The 16,700-nt window shown below is 71.8% G+C and carries 17 protein-coding genes; 8 read left to right on the top strand and 9 right to left on the bottom strand.

The annotated features are described in order from the left end of the window. Positions 1-96: 96 nt before the first annotated feature. On the bottom strand, positions 97-384 hold the full coding sequence (locus ACIRO3_RS03460) for a hypothetical protein (protein WP_361771948.1): 288 nt from the start codon (positions 382-384) through the stop codon (positions 97-99). A 164-nt stretch (positions 385-548) separates the two neighbouring features. On the opposite strand from ACIRO3_RS03460, the gene ACIRO3_RS03465 reads away from it, so the two are divergent. Further along, positions 549-863 carry an LPXTG cell wall anchor domain-containing protein gene (locus tag ACIRO3_RS03465; protein WP_365998014.1) on the top strand — a complete coding sequence of 105 codons (315 nt, stop codon included), beginning with the start codon at positions 549-551 and terminating at the stop codon, positions 861-863. Between the two features lie 124 nt (positions 864-987). On the opposite strand, the gene hutH is transcribed toward ACIRO3_RS03465, so the two are convergent. From hutH to ACIRO3_RS03490, 5 genes are all read right to left on the bottom strand, one after another. After that, positions 988-2,529 (bottom strand): histidine ammonia-lyase, encoded by a 1,542-nt coding sequence (gene hutH / locus ACIRO3_RS03470; RefSeq protein WP_404132345.1) that lies wholly within the window; start codon positions 2,527-2,529, stop codon positions 988-990. 107 nt (positions 2,530-2,636) lie between these two features. Beyond that, entirely contained in the window at positions 2,637-3,749 is a 1,113-nt protein-coding gene (locus ACIRO3_RS03475) for a GGDEF domain-containing protein (protein ID WP_361771946.1), read from the bottom strand. Positions 3,750-3,964: 215 nt separating this feature from the next. Then, positions 3,965-4,753: an enoyl-CoA hydratase/isomerase family protein gene (locus ACIRO3_RS03480; protein ID WP_404131914.1), complete on the bottom strand. Its 789-nt coding sequence runs from the start codon at positions 4,751-4,753 to the stop codon at positions 3,965-3,967. Positions 4,754-4,778: 25 nt separating this feature from the next. After that, a complete protein-coding gene (locus tag ACIRO3_RS03485) occupies positions 4,779-5,939 on the bottom strand; it encodes an adenylate/guanylate cyclase domain-containing protein (RefSeq protein ID WP_404131917.1) in 1,161 nt (386 codons plus the stop codon). 199 nt (positions 5,940-6,138) lie between these two features. Continuing rightward, positions 6,139-7,017, bottom strand: coding sequence for a biotin--[acetyl-CoA-carboxylase] ligase (locus tag ACIRO3_RS03490; protein WP_361771943.1), 879 nt, complete (start codon positions 7,015-7,017; stop codon positions 6,139-6,141). A 131-nt stretch (positions 7,018-7,148) separates the two neighbouring features. Between ACIRO3_RS03490 and ACIRO3_RS03495 the strand changes: the two genes are divergently transcribed. From ACIRO3_RS03495 to ACIRO3_RS03510, 4 genes are all read left to right on the top strand, one after another. Further along, on the top strand, positions 7,149-8,741 hold the full coding sequence (locus ACIRO3_RS03495; RefSeq protein ID WP_365998012.1) for an acyl-CoA carboxylase subunit beta: 1,593 nt from the start codon (positions 7,149-7,151) through the stop codon (positions 8,739-8,741). Positions 8,742-8,759: 18 nt separating this feature from the next. Continuing rightward, positions 8,760-8,969 carry an acyl-CoA carboxylase epsilon subunit gene (locus tag ACIRO3_RS03500; RefSeq protein ID WP_351753598.1) on the top strand — a complete coding sequence of 70 codons (210 nt, stop codon included), beginning with the start codon at positions 8,760-8,762 and terminating at the stop codon, positions 8,967-8,969. A gap of 121 nt (positions 8,970-9,090) precedes the next feature. After that, positions 9,091-9,225: a morphogenic membrane protein MmpB gene (gene mmpB / locus ACIRO3_RS03505; RefSeq protein ID WP_404131922.1), complete on the top strand. Its 135-nt coding sequence runs from the start codon at positions 9,091-9,093 to the stop codon at positions 9,223-9,225. 33 nt (positions 9,226-9,258) lie between these two features. After that, entirely contained in the window at positions 9,259-9,876 is a 618-nt protein-coding gene (locus tag ACIRO3_RS03510) for a Maf family protein (protein ID WP_404131925.1), read from the top strand. Here ACIRO3_RS03510 and ACIRO3_RS03515 read toward each other — a convergent pair. After that, on the bottom strand, positions 9,857-10,339 hold the full coding sequence (locus ACIRO3_RS03515; protein WP_404131927.1) for a hypothetical protein: 483 nt from the start codon (positions 10,337-10,339) through the stop codon (positions 9,857-9,859). The genes ACIRO3_RS03510 and ACIRO3_RS03515 overlap by 20 nt on opposite strands. Positions 10,340-10,717: 378 nt before the next feature. Between ACIRO3_RS03515 and ACIRO3_RS03520 the strand changes: the two genes are divergently transcribed. Next, positions 10,718-12,478, top strand: coding sequence for an acetyl/propionyl/methylcrotonyl-CoA carboxylase subunit alpha (locus ACIRO3_RS03520; protein WP_404131930.1), 1,761 nt, complete (start codon positions 10,718-10,720; stop codon positions 12,476-12,478). 92 nt (positions 12,479-12,570) lie between these two features. Here ACIRO3_RS03520 and ACIRO3_RS03525 read toward each other — a convergent pair whose 3' ends face one another. Beyond that, positions 12,571-13,485: a DeoR/GlpR family DNA-binding transcription regulator gene (locus tag ACIRO3_RS03525; RefSeq protein WP_404132348.1), complete on the bottom strand. Its 915-nt coding sequence runs from the start codon at positions 13,483-13,485 to the stop codon at positions 12,571-12,573. A 210-nt stretch (positions 13,486-13,695) separates the two neighbouring features. Continuing rightward, positions 13,696-15,135 carry an NAD(P)H-quinone dehydrogenase gene (locus tag ACIRO3_RS03530; protein WP_361778394.1) on the bottom strand — a complete coding sequence of 480 codons (1,440 nt, stop codon included), beginning with the start codon at positions 15,133-15,135 and terminating at the stop codon, positions 13,696-13,698. Between the two features lie 173 nt (positions 15,136-15,308). Here ACIRO3_RS03530 and ACIRO3_RS03535 point away from each other — a divergent pair, with 173 nt between their 5' ends. Continuing rightward, positions 15,309-15,746: a gamma-glutamylcyclotransferase gene (locus tag ACIRO3_RS03535; RefSeq protein ID WP_404131933.1), complete on the top strand. Its 438-nt coding sequence runs from the start codon at positions 15,309-15,311 to the stop codon at positions 15,744-15,746. 118 nt (positions 15,747-15,864) lie between these two features. Beyond that, on the top strand, positions 15,865-16,671 hold the full coding sequence (locus tag ACIRO3_RS03540; protein WP_053682712.1) for a purine-nucleoside phosphorylase: 807 nt from the start codon (positions 15,865-15,867) through the stop codon (positions 16,669-16,671). Positions 16,672-16,700: the final 29 nt, after the last annotated feature.

Raw genomic sequence — 16,700 nt, forward strand, 5'->3', positions numbered from 1 at the left:
ACCGGACAGGGGGGCACGCCCCCCTGCCACGGATCAACAACGCTCAGACGACCCTGTTCGGTTCCACATCCGGTTCGAATGTGTGAAACCCCACGGTCACGCGTTGTCGGTCGGCTCTTCGTCGTGGTCCCCATCTTCCTCGTCCAGGTCCCACTCCATGGACTCGGGGTCGTATTCGGCGGGCTCGCTGCTCCAGGAGGCCTGGGCGAGTTCCACTCCGGGAATGTCCGTGACCAGGTCAGTGGGGTCGACGAGGTAGGCCAGGGCCTCCGACTCGTCGTCGCGCACCGCCGCCTCCGCGTGGCCGCGCTCCTCGTCCGGCATGAACTCGTCGGCCTTGATGTGGGCGAGCGCCGCTCCGGTCAGTGCGGTGGTGTCGGTCACTTCGAGGACCAAATCAACCCGAAGTCGTACGTACCGTGATGTCTCAGAAGGGTTCATACGACGGAGAGTAATCCGGTGGCGGCCCCGACTTTCCCACGACCCGCCCCTTTCATTAGCATCGGCGCACACGGCCAATTCGCTGCTGCCACAAGGGGGATCGCACCGTGTCCGCACGTCGACCGCTGCTCACCGCTCTCGGAGCGACCACCCTCCTCGCCGCCCTCTGGTTCGTGCCGTCGGCCAATGCCACCGCACCAGGGCAAGCGGCGGGATCCTCCGGGGCGCCCGCCCCCGCCAACACGGGCACGATCACGTCCTCCGACATGGTCGTGAACCACGCGGAGACCCGGGAGGTCGTTCTCCACCTCGCCGACACCGGCGGTATCGACACCACGCCCTACCTGATGGGCGGCACCCTCTTCCTGGGGCTCGGGGCGGGGTTCGTGACCTTCTCCGTACGCCGCTCCCGCGCCGAGTAGCGCCCGCGCGCGGGTCCCGCGGGGCACCGCGTCCGATCAACGACGTGAAAGGGCCGCGCACCGGGGGTTCGCCCCGGGCGCGGCCCTTCGTCGTAGTGTCGCCGGTCGGGCGAGCCGTGACGGGTCAGGCGAGCGGACCGGTCACCGTCTCGACCGCCCGGACGAGTTCACCCGATCGAACGAAGGCGTCGGCGGCGGCCAGGTCGGGGGCGAGGAAACGATCCGGCCCGGGGCCCTGGACGCCGGCCGCGCGGGCAGCCGCGATCGCGGCCCGGCTGGCCGGGGCCGCGGTGAGCCCGTGGCGCAGTTCGATGGCCCGGGTGGCCGCGTACAGCTCGATGGCGACGATCCGGGTCAGGTTGTCGACGGCCGTACGGAGCTTGCGCGCGGCCGACCAGCCCATGGAGACGTGGTCCTCCTGCATGGCGGAGGAGGGGATCGAGTCGGCGGACGCGGGCACCGCGAGCCGCTTCATCTCGCTGACCAGGGCGGCCTGCGTGTACTGGGCGATCATGAGGCCCGAGTCCACGCCGGCGTCGTCCGCGAGGAACGGCGGCAGGCCGTGCGAGCGGTTCTTGTCGAGCAGCCGGTCGGTGCGCCGTTCGGCGATGGAGCCGAGGTCGGCGGCGGCGATGGCCAGGAAGTCCAGGACGTACGCGACGGGGGCGCCGTGGAAGTTGCCGTTGGACTCCACGCGGCCGTCGGGCAGCACCACCGGGTTGTCGACGGCGGCGGCCAGTTCCCGGGAGGCGACCAGGGCGGCGTGCGCCATGGTGTCGCGGCCCGCGCCGGCGACCTGCGGGGCGCAGCGCACCGAGTAGGCGTCCTGGACGCGGGGGGCGGATTCCTCCTGGAAGTGGCCGGTGAGACCGGAGCCGCTCAGGACGACGGCCATGTTGGCGGCGGAGGCTCCCTGGCCCGGGTGCGGGCGGATGGCGTGCAGCTCGGGGGCGAGGACCTTCTCGGAACCGAGCAGCGCCTCCAGCGTCAGCGCGGCGGTGATGTCGGCGGACGTGTACAGCTTGGCGAGGTCCGCGAGGGCCATGACCAGCATGCCGAGCATGCCGTCGGTGCCGTTGAGGAGGGCGAGCCCCTCCTTCTCGCGGAGCTCGACCGGCTCGATCCCGGCCTCGGCGAGCAGCTCGCCGGCGGGCCGGACGGACCCGTCGGGGCCCTCGGCGTCGCCTTCGCCCATGAGCGCGAGCGCGCAGTGGGACAGCGGTGCGAGGTCACCGGAGCAGCCGAGGGAGCCGTACTCGTGGACGACGGGGGTGATCCCGGCGTTGAGCACGTCCACCATGGTCTGGGCGACGGAGGGGCGCACGCCGGTGTGTCCCGAGGCGACGGTCTTCAGTCGCAGGAACATCAGGGCGCGCACGACCTCCCGCTCGACGCGCGGGCCCATGCCGGCGGCGTGCGAGCGGACGATGTTGCGCTGGAGCTGCGCGCGCAGCTCGGGGCTGATGTGCCGGGAGGCCAGGGCGCCGAACCCGGTGGACACCCCGTAGACGGGCTCGGGCTTGGCGGCGAGCGCGTCGACGATCTCGCGGGCGCGGGCCAGGGCGTCGAGAGCCTCGCCGGACAGCTCGACGCGCGCGTTGCCGCGGGCGACGGCGATGACGTCCTCGGCGGTGGTCCCGGACGTCCCCACCACGACAGTGTGCATATCCATATTCAGCACCCTACGGACTGAATCCCTTCATGTCACTAGCCAGTTCGAAGAGGGCCCCTTACGCGCCGTCACCGCCCCCGTCCGACCGGGGATCGGCCCGCTCAGGCCCGGCCGCGGAAGCGCCGCCGCTCCCCCGCCGCCTCCTGCGCGGCGTCCGCGAGCCGCACCACGGCCGTGTCCCGCCCGGCCACCACGGGCCGGGGCGAACGCGCGGCCTTGGCCTTGTACTGGGCGGCGTCCGCGAGCCTGAAGAGCCGCCGGGAGGACTGCACCGGCCCGATGGGGTCCCCGGTCGAGGCGACCCCGCAGGCCACCCCCTCGCCGAGTTCCAGCTCGGCGGCCCGCAGGCACAGCTCCTCGGACGCCCGCACCACCTCGTCCGCCGACGGCCCCAGGCTCACCAGGCAGAACTCGTCGCCACCGAGCCGGGCCACCAGCGCGCCCGGCAGCATGGCCCCGCACAGGCTCAGCACGGACCCGAACCGCTCCAGGAGACGGTCGCCCATGGCGTGACCGAAGGTGTCGTTGACCTTCTTGAGGCCGTTCAGGTCACAGACGGCCAGGCTGACGACCGCCCCGGAGCGCCGGTGCTCCTCCAGGGCCTCGTCCAGCCGCATGTCCACGGCCCGCCGATTGGCGAGCCCGGTCAGCGGATCGGTGAAGGCCAGCCGCCGGGCCTCTTCGAGCCGCTCGTTCTGCGCGAGACCCGCCGCCACCACGGCGGCCAGTACCGTCGCGAACTCCGCGTCGTCCTCGTCGAAGTCCGGCAGCCCCTCGTCCCGGGCCACGTACAGCTCGCCCCAGGCCCGCCCGCTGAGCACGATGGGCGCGACCACGCAGGTCCCCCGCCCGCGCCGGCGCAGGGCCTCGCCGCGCCGGCCGGGCCGGTCCCCGACCGCGCTCTCGACCCAGGCGTGCGGACCGCCGCCGCCCGCCCAGCGCTCGTGCAGGAACTCGGTGATCTCCGGGAAGTCGTGCACGGGATAGGACTCGTCCTCGGGGAACTCCACCTCCCCGGCCCGCCGCTCCCCCTCGTTGACGAGCACCCGAAGCCGTCCCCGCTCGCGCTCCCACGCGGAGATGGCGGCGAACGACCCGTCCATGGCCAGCCGCGCGCCCCGCGCGGCGGCCCGCACGCTGTCCCGCGGCAGGCAGGCGGCCGCCATGGCCTGCGCGAGGCCCACGACGGCTCTCAGCCGCCCGTCGACTCCCATCCCCCCAGACTAGGGAGTTTTGTCCAATTTCGTACCTTCCCCACCGCCCCGCAGCCGCGCCAACTCCAGCCCCGCCGGCGTTTGCGGCGCGGGGGCCCGGGGGCAGCGCCCCCGCAACGGCGCCGCACGCACACCCGCACCCGCACCCGCACCCCGAGGTCCAGGGGCCATCGGGGCCCCAGGGCCCCGACCCGCCCCACCCCCGGCCGGCAGGCCTACGTCCAGCGCGGCTTCCGCTTCTCGTTGAACGCCGCCACACCCTCCGCCCGGTCCCCGGAGAAGGCCACCGTCCGCCAGGCCGCGTCCTCGATCTCCAGGCCGGCCGTCAGGTCCATGCCGTGTCCCAGCCGCAGCGCCCGCTTGGCCGCGCGCAGTCCGATCGGCGAGTTCGCCGCCATCCGCCCGGCCAGCGCCAGCGCCTCCGTACGGTCCGAGCCCGCCGCGACCACCGAGTCCACCAGGCCCAGGCCCAGCGCCTCGGCCGCCTCGACCCGCCGCGCCGTGAAGATCAGTTCCGCCGCCCGGGCCGCGCCCACCCGTCGGGGCAGCAGTTGCGTGCCGCCGCCGCCCGGGATGACGCCGACCGACACCTCGGGCAGGCCGACCACGGCCGTCTCGTCCGCCACGATCACGTCGCAGGCCAGGGCCAGCTCGAAGCCGCCGCCCAGCGCGAACCCGTGCACCGCGGCGATCGTCGGCATCGGCAGGTCCAGCACGCCCCCGTACGCCCCGCGCGTGGTCGGCCGCTGCCGCAGCAGCTCGGCATCCGACAGCGAGTTCCGTTCCTTGAGGTCCGCTCCGACGCAGAAGGCCCGCTCCGCGGTCGAGGTCAGTACGACCACCCGCGCCGAGGCGTCCGCGGCCAGCGACGCGCACGCGGCGCCGATGGCCCGGGCCATGTCCGTCGACACCGCGTTCATGGCCTTGGGGCGGTCCAGGACCAGCTCCACGACCCCGTCGTCACCGTGCCGACGCACCGCTACGAACTCCGACTCCACAGGCACTGGGGACCCTCCCGGTTAACGAACGTTACCCGGGGATCCTAGGTGTCCTCCGCGTCAGCGACCAGGGTTCGACGACCCCGAGCCCACGCACCGGCCGCTGCCACATCGGCTGGAGCGCGAAGCGGTACGCGCCGCCGCCCTCCTCGGCCGCGGCTTCCTTCTCCGACAGTGGCGCGGCCCCGGTCCGACCGAGTTCCTCGGCCATCGCCCCGTCCACCAGCACCGCGTCCTTGGGGGCTATGGACGTCAGCCGGCTCGCCAGGTTCACCGTGGTCCCGAAGACGTCGCCCATCCGGGTCGTCACCGTGCCGAAGGCGATCCCGACCCGCAGTTCCGGCATCTGCGGATCGGCGCCCATCGTCTCGATCAGCCGCAGCGCGATCTCCGCCGCCGTCGCCGCGTCGTCGGCGCAGTACAGCACCTCGTCGCCGAGGGTCTTGATCAGTCGGCCGCCGTGCGCGGCGACCAGGTCGGCCGCCGTGGTCTCGAAGGCCTCGACGAGTTCGCCGAGCTCCTCCTCCTCCAGCCGCCGGGTGAGGCGGGTGAAGCCCACCAGGTCCGCGAAGCCCACCGCGAGCCGCCGGTCGACCATCTCCTCGTCGTCCGCGACCTGCACCACGCGTCCGGTCGCGGCCGCCAGCTGGCGCCGCCACACGTAGACGAGGAACTCCTCCAGCTCCGGGAGCAGCAGCTCGACCAGCGGGTACGTGACCTCCGTACGGGTCATCCCCGGCTCCGGCGGCTCCGTCAGCCCTTCCAGGAAGGAGTCGATCTGCCATTCGGCCAGACGGGCGGTGGTCTGGCCGGTGGACCGCGCCACCTGCACCGCCATCGGCTCGCTCAGCAGGCCGGCCTCCACCAGACCGGCGAGTCGGCGCAGCGCCAGTACGTCCGCCTCCGTCAGGGCCTTGGCCTGGCCGATGTCCGCGAAGCCCATGGCCCGCCAGAAGCGGGAGGCGAGCTCCATCGAGACCCCGGCGCTGCGGGCCGCCTGGAAGGGCGTGTACCGGCGCTCGGCGCCCAGGATCAGCTGTTCCAGGCGGATGGCGAGCGGGTCGGCCGTCGGCTGCGCCGTGTGGTCGACCTCGTGGTGGGGATGGTGCTGGTCACGCCCGATCGGGGTGCCGGCGGATGAGCCGGACGAGCCGGACGCGGGCGCACTGGACGTTGAGTCGTCGACGGTCAAGGGCCGCCTCCTGTCCATTCCGTGCGCAATTCCGACTTCCGAACCGATTGATCACCGGGAGGACCGGGATCGCCTAAACCATACGGCAGGTGTGCCGTAGCTCACTCCCCTGCTCCGGCGGCCCGCGACCCGGGCGGGGTCCCCGGCCCGCCGACCCCGCCGCGCGGGACCGCCCCGGGCCGCCCCGGGGCGGGTACGCCTAATGGGTCGACCGCAGGTGGACGACGTCGCCGGCGCCCACGGCCTCGTGCTCGTCGTCGGCCGTCCGGATGACGAGCCGACCGTCCGCGTCGACCGCTTCGGCCGTCCCGGTGAGCGTGCGTCCGCCGGGCAGCTCCGCGCGCACGTGCTTGCCCAGCGTCGCGCAACCCGCCGCGTACGTCTCCTGGAGCCCGCTGGTCGCAGGGTCGCCGCCGGCCGCGCGCCAGTTCTCGTACCACTGCTCCAGGGACCGCAGCACGGCCCTGAGCAGCGGGTCCCGGTCGGTGACGGTCGCCTTGGCCAGGGCCAGGGAACCGGCGGTGTCCACCGGCAGCTCGTCCTCGGTCAGGGTGACGTTGAGCCCGATGCCGACGACGACCCCGTCGCCGACACGCTCCGCGAGGATCCCGCCGGTCTTGCGTTCCCCGCCGTCCACGGTGACCAGCAGGTCGTTGGGCCACTTGAGCGCGGTGTCCACGCCCGCCGCCCGGGACAGCCCCGTCGCGGTGGCCACGCCGGCCAGCAGGGTCAGCCAGCCCCACCGCTCCTGCGGTACGTCCGGCCCGGGCTTGAGCAGCACGGAGAAGAACAGCCCGGACCGCGCGGGCGCCGTCCAGGTCCGGTCGAGTCGCCCGCGCCCGGCGGTCTGCTCCTCGGCGACGAGCACGGCTCCCTCGGGCAGCGTCGCGGCCCGGGCGGCGAGGTCGGTGTTGGTGGACCCGGTGGCGGGCACGACCTCCAGTGAGGTCCACAGCCCGTCCTCGACGACGAGCGCCCGGCGCAGGGCGGCGGCGTTCAACGGCGGCCGGTCGAGGCTGGACCAGCGGCCCGCGGAACCTCCGGTCGGAGTTCCGGCTGATGCATCTGATGGCGTCATGCAAGCCACAGTAGGTGTGTCAAACGCCGCACTGCCGAGCGCCATGCCCGCCGATACGCTACGCACCAGTAGCCAGCAGTAGTCAATCAATTGACCAGGCAGTTGACACCACACAGGGAGCCGCGACCCCGATGTCACAACCCTCAGAGCCGATCGACACGCACACGACCGCGGGCAAGATCGCGGACCTGCGGCGACGCATCGACGAAGCCACGCACGCAGGGTCCGCGCGGGCCGTGGAGAAGCAGCACGCCAAGGGGAAGCTGACGGCGCGTGAGCGGGTCGCCCTGCTGCTTGACGAGGGGTCGTTCGTCGAACTCGACGAGTTCGCCCGCCACCGGTCGACCAACTTCGGGCTGGAGAACACCCGTCCGTACGGCGACGGCGTCGTCACCGGCTACGGCACGGTGGACGGCCGGCCGGTGGCCGTGTTCTCGCAGGACTTCACGGTCTTCGGCGGCGCCCTCGGCGAGGTCTACGGCCAGAAGATCATGAAGGTCATGGACTTCGCGCTGAAGACCGGATGCCCGCTCGTCGGCATCAACGACTCCGGCGGCGCCCGCATCCAGGAGGGTGTCAGCGCGCTGGGCATGTACGGCGAGATCTTCCGCCGCAACGTGCACGCCTCGGGCGTGATCCCGCAGATCAGTCTGGTCGTGGGGCCCTGCGCCGGCGGCGCCGTCTATTCGCCCGCCATCACCGACTTCACGGTCATGGTCGACCAGACCTCGCACATGTTCATCACCGGCCCGGACGTCATCAAGACGGTCACCGGCGAGGACGTGGGCTTCGAGGAGCTGGGCGGCGCCCGCACCCACAACTCCACCTCGGGCGTGGCCCACCACATGGCCGGCGACGAGAAGGACGCGATCGAGTACGTCAAGTCGCTCCTCGCGTACCTGCCGTCGAACAACCTCTCCGAGCCGCCCGCCTTCCCGGAGGACGCGGACACCGAGGTCACCGACACGGACCGCGAGCTCGACGTGCTCATCCCGGACAGCGCGAACCAGCCGTACGACATGCACACCGTGATCGAGCACGTGGTCGACGACGCGGAGTTCCTGGAGACGCAGTCGCTGTTCGCGCCGAACATCCTCACGGGCTTCGGCCGCGTCGAGGGCCACCCGGTCGGCATCGTCGCGAACCAGCCGATGCAGTTCGCCGGCTGCCTGGACATCAACGCCTCCGAGAAGGCCGCCCGGTTCGTGCGGACCTGCGACGCCTTCAACATCCCGGTGCTGACGTTCGTCGACGTCCCGGGCTTCCTGCCGGGCACGGACCAGGAGTACAACGGAATCATCCGGCGCGGCGCGAAGCTGATCTACGCGTACGCCGAGGCCACCGTCCCCCTGATCACCGTCATCACCCGCAAGGCCTTCGGCGGCGCCTACGACGTCATGGGCTCCAAGCACCTCGGCGCGGACCTCAACCTGGCCTGGCCGACCGCCCAGATCGCCGTCATGGGCGCCCAGGGCGCGGTGAACATCCTGCACCGCCGCACCCTCGCCGAGACCGCCCCCGAGCAGGTGGACGAGACGCGCGCCCGCCTGATCGCCGAGTACGAGGACGCGCTGCTCAACCCGTACACCGCCGCCGAGCGCGGGTACGTCGACGCGGTGACCATGCCGTCCGAGACCCGGGCGCACGTGGTGAAGGGGCTGCGCCAGCTGCGGACCAAGCGGGAGTCCCTGCCCCCGAAGAAGCACGGCAACATCCCCCTCTAGGCCCCCGAGGAGCTCACAGTGGTGATCAAGGTCGTCAAGGGGAACCCGACCCCGGAGGAGTTGGCCGCCGCACTGGCGGTGGTCCAAGCGCGCGCGGCGGCACTGGCCTCCGTGCCGCCGGGCGCCTCCCGGGTCAAGGACGAGTGGGCCTCGCCGGCCCGGACGGCCCGGCGGCGCCTGCCGCAGCCGGGGCCGCGCGCGTGGGGCCGCACGTACTGGCCCGGCTAGGTCGTCTCTTTCGGTGGCGGTACGGGGACCCGGCCGCGGGCCGAAGATGACGCGAACGGACGGTGGCGCCTGAGTACGGGTACTCAGGCGCCATCGGCGTCCCGCGGGACAGGATCGACGCATGCTCTGGTCAGACCCGAAGGACGAGCCCCCGAAGGACATGCGCGAGGCCCAGGCCATGGTCCGGAGAATGATCGTGGTGCTCGCGCTCGCCATGATCGTGGTGGTGTACGTCCTGGGCGTGGACCGCTTCTAGAGCCCTCCTGCGCCCCCGGTCGCCGGCCCTACGATGGCGGGCATGACTGCTGCTGAACCGCGCGCGCTCGTTCTCGCCTCCGCCTCCCCCGCCCGACTGAACCTGCTGCGACAGGCCGGGCTCGCCCCGCACGTGATCGTCAGCGGCTTCGACGAGGACACGCTGAGCGCCGACACCCCCTCCGAACTGGCGCTGGCCCTGGCCGAGGCCAAGGCGGCCGTGGTGGCGGCCCTGGACGAGACCGCGGGCGCCCTGGTGATCGGCTGCGACTCGGTGCTGGAGCTGGACGGCGAGGCGCTGGGCAAGCCGGCGGACGCCGAGGAGGCCACGGCCCGCTGGAAGTCGATGCGCGGTCGGGCGGGCGTCCTGCGCACCGGGCACTGCGTCATCGACACCGCGAGCGGCCTCCGGGTCTCGGCCACCGCGTCCACGACGGTCCGTTTCGGCGAGCCTTCCGACGCGGAGGTGGCGGCGTACGTGGCCAGCGGGGAGCCGCTGCACGTGGCCGGGGCCTTCACCCTGGACGGCCTGTCGGCGCCGTTCATCGACGGGATCGACGGCGATCACGGCAATGTGATCGGGATCTCCCTGCCGCTGCTGCGCTCGCTGCTCGGCGAACTGGGCGTGTCCATCACGGATTTGTGGGCTTGAGTTCTCCGTGCGGCGGAGGCGGCGGGACCTCCCGGGGCAGGGCGTCCCGGGGCCCGGCGTCCGGCGCCCCACCGGCCGGCGCGGGAAGCGTCAGGACCAGCACGATCAGGCACAGGATCAGCATGGTCGCCGCGAAGGCGGACCAGCCGATCAGCGCCACGGCCAGCGCGCCGAGCACCACGTGGGTGACGGCCGCGACGACGAGGACGATGCGGGCGAAGCGGCCCGGGGCCCGGTCCCGCACGGCGACGATGCCCAGCAGCACGGCGCACAGCAGCAGGAACGCGCCGATGCCGGCGCCCATCCCGTAGGTCGCCTTGGACATGACGTCCGGATCCATGCCGGCGATCGACATGGACTGGTTCGCGGTCGTCTTTCCCAACACGACGTGGACGAGGACGAGCAACGCCGCTTCCGCGACGAGCACGACCGCCGCCACGCCGGCCACGATTCTGCGCAGCACGACGCTCCCCTCCCCACAAGCCACAAGCCTGTTCGACGCCTGGAGGCTACTAACGGGTAATCCCCGGGACAAGGGGTGCGGGCAGGTTCGTTGTCCGAGAGGGGGTCCGTGCATCGATCAAGCAAAGAAAGCGTGGCCCGTTCGTAGGGACTCGACAAAGAATCACCCGGGGCCGCTGACCCGCCGGACAGAGACCTCGGACACGTCACGGGGTTACTGTGCAGTCGGGGATCCCCCTTGCCTGGGGCGCCACAAGGGCTTTCCGGCCTCGAGCCAGACTCGCATCACACTCTGTGTGGGCAAGCTCACCTCTGGATCAGGGTCGAAAGGCCGTGTGGGCTGTCCCTAAACTCAGGTTGTTTCAAGGAGGGAGCCATCGTGCGCAAGGTGCTCATCGCCAACCGTGGCGAAATCGCTGTCCGCGTTGCTCGGGCCTGCCGGGATGCCGGGATCGCGAGCGTAGCCGTCTACGCCGACCCGGACCGGGACGCTCTGCACGTCCGCGCGGCCGACGAGGCTTTCGCGTTGGGCGGTGACACCCCGGCCGCCAGTTACCTCGACATCGCGAAGGTCCTGCAGGCGGCGGCGGACTCCGGCGCGGACGCCATCCACCCCGGATACGGGTTCCTGTCGGAGAACGCCGAGTTCGCCCAGGCCGTCCTGGACGCGGGCCTGACGTGGATCGGTCCGCCGCCGCAGGCCATCCGCGACCTGGGTGACAAGGTCGCCGCCCGCCACATCGCCCAGCGCGCCGGCGCCCCGCTCGTCGCCGGCACCCCCGACCCGGTCTCCGGATCCGAGGAGGTCGTGGCGTTCGCCAAGGAACACGGCCTGCCCATCGCGATCAAGGCCGCCTTCGGCGGCGGCGGTCGCGGCCTGAAGGTCGCCCGGACCCTCGAAGAGGTCCCCGAGCTGTACGACTCCGCCGTCCGTGAGGCCGTCGCCGCGTTCGGCCGCGGGGAGTGCTTCGTCGAGCGCTACCTCGACAAGCCCCGCCACGTGGAGACGCAGTGCCTGGCCGACACCCACGGCAACGTCGTGGTCGTCTCCACCCGCGACTGCTCGCTCCAGCGCCGCCACCAGAAACTGGTCGAGGAAGCCCCCGCCCCGTTCCTGACCGACGCCCAGAACGCCGAGCTGTACGCCGCCTCCAAAGCCATCCTGAAGGAAGCCGGCTACGTCGGCGCGGGCACCGTGGAGTTCCTGGTCTCCGCCGACGGCCTGATCTCCTTCCTGGAGGTCAACACCCGCCTCCAGGTCGAGCACCCGGTCACCGAGGAGGTCACCGGCATCGACCTGGTCCGCGAGATGTTCCGCATCGCCGACGGCGAGCACCTCGGCTACGGCGACCCGATCCTGCGCGGACACTCCTTCGAGTTCCGCATCAACGGCGAGGACCCCGGCCGCGGCTTCCTGCCCGCCCCCGGCACCGTCACCCGCTTCGCACCCCCCTCCGGCCCGGGCGTGCGCCTCGACGCCGGCGTCGAGTCCGGCTCGGTCATCGGACCGGCGTGGGACTCCCTCCTGGCGAAGCTGATCGTCACCGGCGCCACCCGCGAACAGGCCCTGCAGCGCGCGGCCCGCGCGCTGGAGGAGTTCGAGATCGAGGGCATGGCCACCGCCCTCCCCTTCCACCGCGCCGTCGTCACCGACCCCGCTTTCGCCCCCACGGAGGGACCCTTCACGGTCCACACCCGCTGGATCGAAACCGAGTTCGTCAACGACATCAAGGCGTTCGTGGCCCCGGCCGCGGAGGACGCCGAGGACGAACCCGGCCGCGAGACCGTCGTCGTCGAGGTCGGCGGCAAGCGCCTGGAGGTATCCCTCCCCTCCTCGCTGGGCATGACCTTGGCCCGCACCGCCGCCGCCGGCGGCGCCAAGCCCAAGCGCCGCGCCGCCAAGAAGTCCGGCCCCGCCGCCTCCGGCGACACCCTGGCCTCCCCCATGCAGGGAACCATCGTCAAGATCGCCGTCGAGGAAGGCCAACAGGTCAACGAAGGCGACCTCATCGTCGTCCTCGAGGCCATGAAGATGGAACAACCCCTCAACGCACACCGCTCCGGCACCGTCGTCGGCCTCAAGGCCGAAGTAGGCGCCTCCCTCACCTCCGGCGCCACCATCTGCGAGATCAAGGACTGACCACCGTCCCGTTCTCATGTCGAAGGCCCCGCCCGGATCACCGGGCGGGGCCTTCGACATGAGAACGGAAGGGCCCGAAAAAGGGCCCGGGCCTAGCGACGCCGCATGTCCGCGACCCGCGCCCGCTCCCCGGCCTGCTGTTCCAGCATTCCGGCGGGCGCGCTGCGCAGCTGAGCGGTCGGACCGCCCCGCCGCTGCACCGGCAGCGGGGATTCCCGGCGGGGCCGCCGCCCCTGCATCCCGTCGCCACCACCGGAGGCGACCGAGCCGGCCACCGTGATCTGCACGCCCTGATCGGCCAGCGCCTGCAGTTCCGTACCCGCCCGCTCGTCGTGCGGTGGTGGCTCGTCGGTCACCAGCCGCGTCATCACGTCCGTCGGTACGGTCTGGAACATGGTGTCCGTACCGAGCTTGGTGTGGTCGGCGAGTACGACGACCTCCGCGGCGGCCTGCACCAGCGCCCGGTCCACGCTCGCGGAGAGCATGTTGGAGGTGGACAGCCCGCGCTCGGCGGTCAGCCCGCTCCCCGACAGGAAGGCCCGGGACACCCGCAGCCCCTGGAGGGACTGCTCGGCGCCGCTGCCGACGAGAGCGTAGTTGGACCCGCGCAGCGTTCCGCCGGTCATCACCACTTCCACCCGGTTGGCGTGGGCCAGTGCCTGGGCGACGAGCAGCGAGTTGGTGACGACGGTCAGTCCGGGCACGCGGGCGAGCCGGCGGGCCAGCTCCTGCGTCGTGGTACCGGCGCCGACGACGATGGCTTCGCCCTCTTCGACGAGGCCGGCCGCGACATCGGCAATGGCGGTCTTCTCCGCCGTCGCGAGATGGGACTTTTGCGGAAAGCCGGACTCTCGCGTGAATCCGCCCGGCAATACCGCACCGCCGTGCCGGCGGTCGAGGAGTCCTTCTGCCTCCAGTGCCCGCACGTCCCGCCGTACGGTCACTTCGGAGGTCTGGACGACGCGGGCGAGCTCACGAAGCGATACCGCTCCGTTGGCCCGCACCATTTCGAGGATCAATTGGCGACGTTCTGCAGCGAACACGAAACTGACAGTAACCCCAACGACCGTCTGCTTTCAGCTCTTTGCGCCGGAATACCGAAGTTGTCCGTAAGGTGGGGCGACTAGTGGTATACGCGGTCGGACAGTTTCGTGAACAGTCCGCCACTCCACTCACTGACGCCCCAACCTCCCTGCACCGAAAGGCGATTGACGGGCCTACGCCTCGCCGGCGGCCTTTCGGCTGTGCAACTGGCGCGCCGCCTCCGCGATCGAACCGGACAGCGAGGGGTACACGGTGAACGTGTTTGCGATCTGCTCGACCGTCAGGTTGTTGTCGACCGCGATCGAGATCGGGTGGATCAATTCGCTCGCGCGCGGCGCGACGACCACGCCGCCGACGACGATGCCGGTGCCCGGGCGGCAGAGCAGCTTCACGAAGCCGTCCCGGATCCCCTGCATCTTGGCGCGCGGGTTGCGCAGCAGCGGGAGCTTCACCACGCGGGCGTCGATCTTGCCGGAGTCCACGTCGGCCTGCGTGTAGCCGACGGTGGCGATCTCGGGGTCGGTGAAGACGTTGGAGGAGACCGTCTTGAGGTTCAGCGGGGTCACCGCGTCGCCGAGGAAGTGGTACATCGCGATGCGGCCCTGCATGGCGGCGACGGAGGCGAGCGCGAAGATCCCGGTCACGTCACCGGCGGCGTAGACGCCCGGCGAGGAGGTGCGGGAGACCTTGTCGGTCCAGATGTGCCCGGACTCCTTGAGCCGGACCCCGGACTCCTCCAGGTTCATGTTCGCGGTGTTGGGGATCGCGCCGACCGCCATCAGGCAGTGGGTGCCGGTGAGGACGCGCCCGTCGGACAGCGTGACCTCGACCCGGTCCCCGACCCGCTTGGCGGACTCGGCGCGCGAGCGGCCGATGACGTTCATGCCGCGGCGGCGGAACACGTCCTCCAGGACGGCGGCCGCGTCGGGGTCCTCGCCGGGCAGCACCCGGTCGCGCGAGGACACCAGGGTCACCCGGGAGCCGAGCGCCTGGTACGCGCCGGCGAACTCCGCGCCGGTGACGCCCGAGCCGACCACGATGAGCTCCTCGGGGAGCTCCTCCAGGTCGTAGACCTGGGTCCAGTTCAGGATCCGCTCGCCGTCGGGCATCGCGTCCGGGATCTCCCGGGGGGTGCCGCCGGTCGCGATCAGCACGGCGTCGGTGGTGAGGATCGTCTCCGTGCCGTCGGCCGCGGTGACGATCACGTCCCGGGTGCCGTCGATGCCCTGCGGGCCGCCGAGCTTGGCGCGGCCGCGCATGACACGGGCGCCGGCGCGGGTGACGGAGGCGGTGATGTCGTGGGACTGGGCGAGCGCGAGGCGCTTGACGCGCCGGTTGACCTTGCCCAGGTCGACGCCGACGACGCGCGCGGCCTGTTCGATGTGCGGGGTGTCGTCCGCGACGACGATCCCGAGCTCCTCGTACGAGGAATCGAAGGTCGTCATGACCTCGGCGGTCGCGATGAGGGTCTTCGAGGGCACGCAGTCGGTGAGCACCGACGCACCGCCCAGACCGTCGCAATCGACGACGGTCACCTCCGCGCCGAGCTGGGCGCCCACGAGGGCCGCCTCATATCCGCCGGGTCCACCGCCGATGATCACGATCCGGGTCACGAAAACTCCGCCTCACGTCTACCCGGCCGGTGCCGCCCCCGGCCGGGGGTTCCGGGGGTCTCCCCGGGGGATGCATTCCGTGCCCCATTGTCCCGCACGCATCAAGGTGCTTCTCGCCCGGTCCCGCCATCCGGGCACGCGGTGATCCCCGCCCCTCCCGTACCCTCGACCACATGTCGCTCTACGCCGCGTACGCCGGCAACCTCGACCCGCGGCTGATGACGCGCCGTGCTCCCCATTCGCCGCTGCGCGGCACGGGCTGGATCAACGACTGGCGGCTGACCTTCGGCGGCGAGCAGATGGGCTGGGAGGGCGCACTGGTCACGCTCGTCGAAGCCCCCCGCCACCAGGTCTTCGTCGCGCTGTACGACGTCGCCCCGCTGGACGAGGACTCCCTGGACCGCTGGGAGGGCGTCGGGCTGGACATCTACCGCCGGATGCGGGTGCGGGTCCACACCCTGGAAGGCGAGGAAGCCGCCTGGATCTACGTCCTGAACGGCTACGAGGGCGGTCTGCCCTCCGCCCGCTACCTCGGCGAGGTCGCCGACGCGGCCGAATCCGCGGGCGCCCCGCACGACTACGTGATGGAACTGCGCAAGCGCCCCTGCTGAGCCCGCCGCCGAGCCCCACCCGCTTCGGGACGATTCGGCGGAAACGACAAAGCAACGATCCGAACACCGTGAGCTGCGCCATCTACGCGCGTAGGCCAACACCGGTTACGCTCGTCCGGTGAACGCATCTGTTACCGACCCCTTCGCCGACGCCACCGCCGCAGCCGCCCGCCTGCGTGAGCTGACCGGCGCCGAATCCCACGATGTCGCCCTCGTCATGGGCTCCGGCTGGGCCCCCGCCGCAGAGGCGCTCGGTGCGCCCGAGGCCGAATTCCCCGTCACCGAGCTGCCCGGCTTCCCGCCGCCCGCGGTCGAGGGCCACGGCGGCAAGATCCGCTCGTACAAGATCGGCGACAAGCGCGCGCTGCTCTTCCTCGGCCGGACCCACTACTACGAGGGCCGCGGCGTCGCCGCCGTCGCCCACGGCGTCCGTACCGCCGTCGCCGCCGGTTGCAAGACCGTCGTGCTGACCAACGGCTGCGGCGGCCTGCGCGAGGGCATGAAGCCCGGCCAGCCCGTCCTGATCAGCGACCACCTGAACCTCACCGCCACCTCGCCGATCGTCGGCGCCAATTTCGTGGACCTCACCGACCTCTACTCGCCCCGCCTGCGCGCGATGTGCAAGGAGATCGACGAGACCCTCGAAGAGGGCGTCTACGTCCAGTTCCCCGGCCCGCACTACGAGACCCCGGCCGAGATCAACATGATCCGCGTCATGGGCGCCGACCTGGTCGGCATGTCCACCGTGCTGGAGGCCATCGCCGCCCGTGAGGCCGGCGCCGAGGTGCTCGGGATCTCCCTGGTCACCAACCTGGCGGCGGGCATCTCCGGCGAGCCCCTCAACCACGAAGAGGTGCTCCAGGCCGGCCGTGACTCGGCCGCGCGCATGGGCAAGCTGCTGACCCAGGTCCTCGCCCGCATCTGAGCGGGGACAGCCACCGGCACCGTACGAGA

Source organism: Streptomyces sp. NPDC102278 (assembly GCF_044766345.1).
Taxonomy (GTDB): Bacteria; Actinomycetota; Actinomycetes; order Streptomycetales; family Streptomycetaceae; genus Streptomyces.

Bases quoted from the DNA above. Each gene is read 5' to 3' on its own strand.
- hutH (WP_404132345.1), bottom strand. From the start codon at position 2,529: ATGCACACTGTCGTGGTGGGGACGTCCGGGACCACCGCCGAGGACGTC.
- ACIRO3_RS03475 (WP_361771946.1), bottom strand. From the start codon at position 3,749: ATGGGAGTCGACGGGCGGCTGAGAGCCGTCGTGGGCCTCGCGCAGGCC.
- ACIRO3_RS03490 (WP_361771943.1), bottom strand. From the start codon at position 7,017: ATGACGCCATCAGATGCATCAGCCGGAACTCCGACCGGAGGTTCCGCG.
- ACIRO3_RS03495 (WP_365998012.1), top strand. From the start codon at position 7,149: ATGTCACAACCCTCAGAGCCGATCGACACGCACACGACCGCGGGCAAG.
- mmpB (WP_404131922.1), top strand. From the start codon at position 9,091: ATGCTCTGGTCAGACCCGAAGGACGAGCCCCCGAAGGACATGCGCGAG.
- ACIRO3_RS03510 (WP_404131925.1), top strand. From the start codon at position 9,259: ATGGCGGGCATGACTGCTGCTGAACCGCGCGCGCTCGTTCTCGCCTCC.
- ACIRO3_RS03525 (WP_404132348.1), bottom strand. From the start codon at position 13,485: ATGGTGCGGGCCAACGGAGCGGTATCGCTTCGTGAGCTCGCCCGCGTC.
- ACIRO3_RS03535 (WP_404131933.1), top strand. From the start codon at position 15,309: ATGTCGCTCTACGCCGCGTACGCCGGCAACCTCGACCCGCGGCTGATG.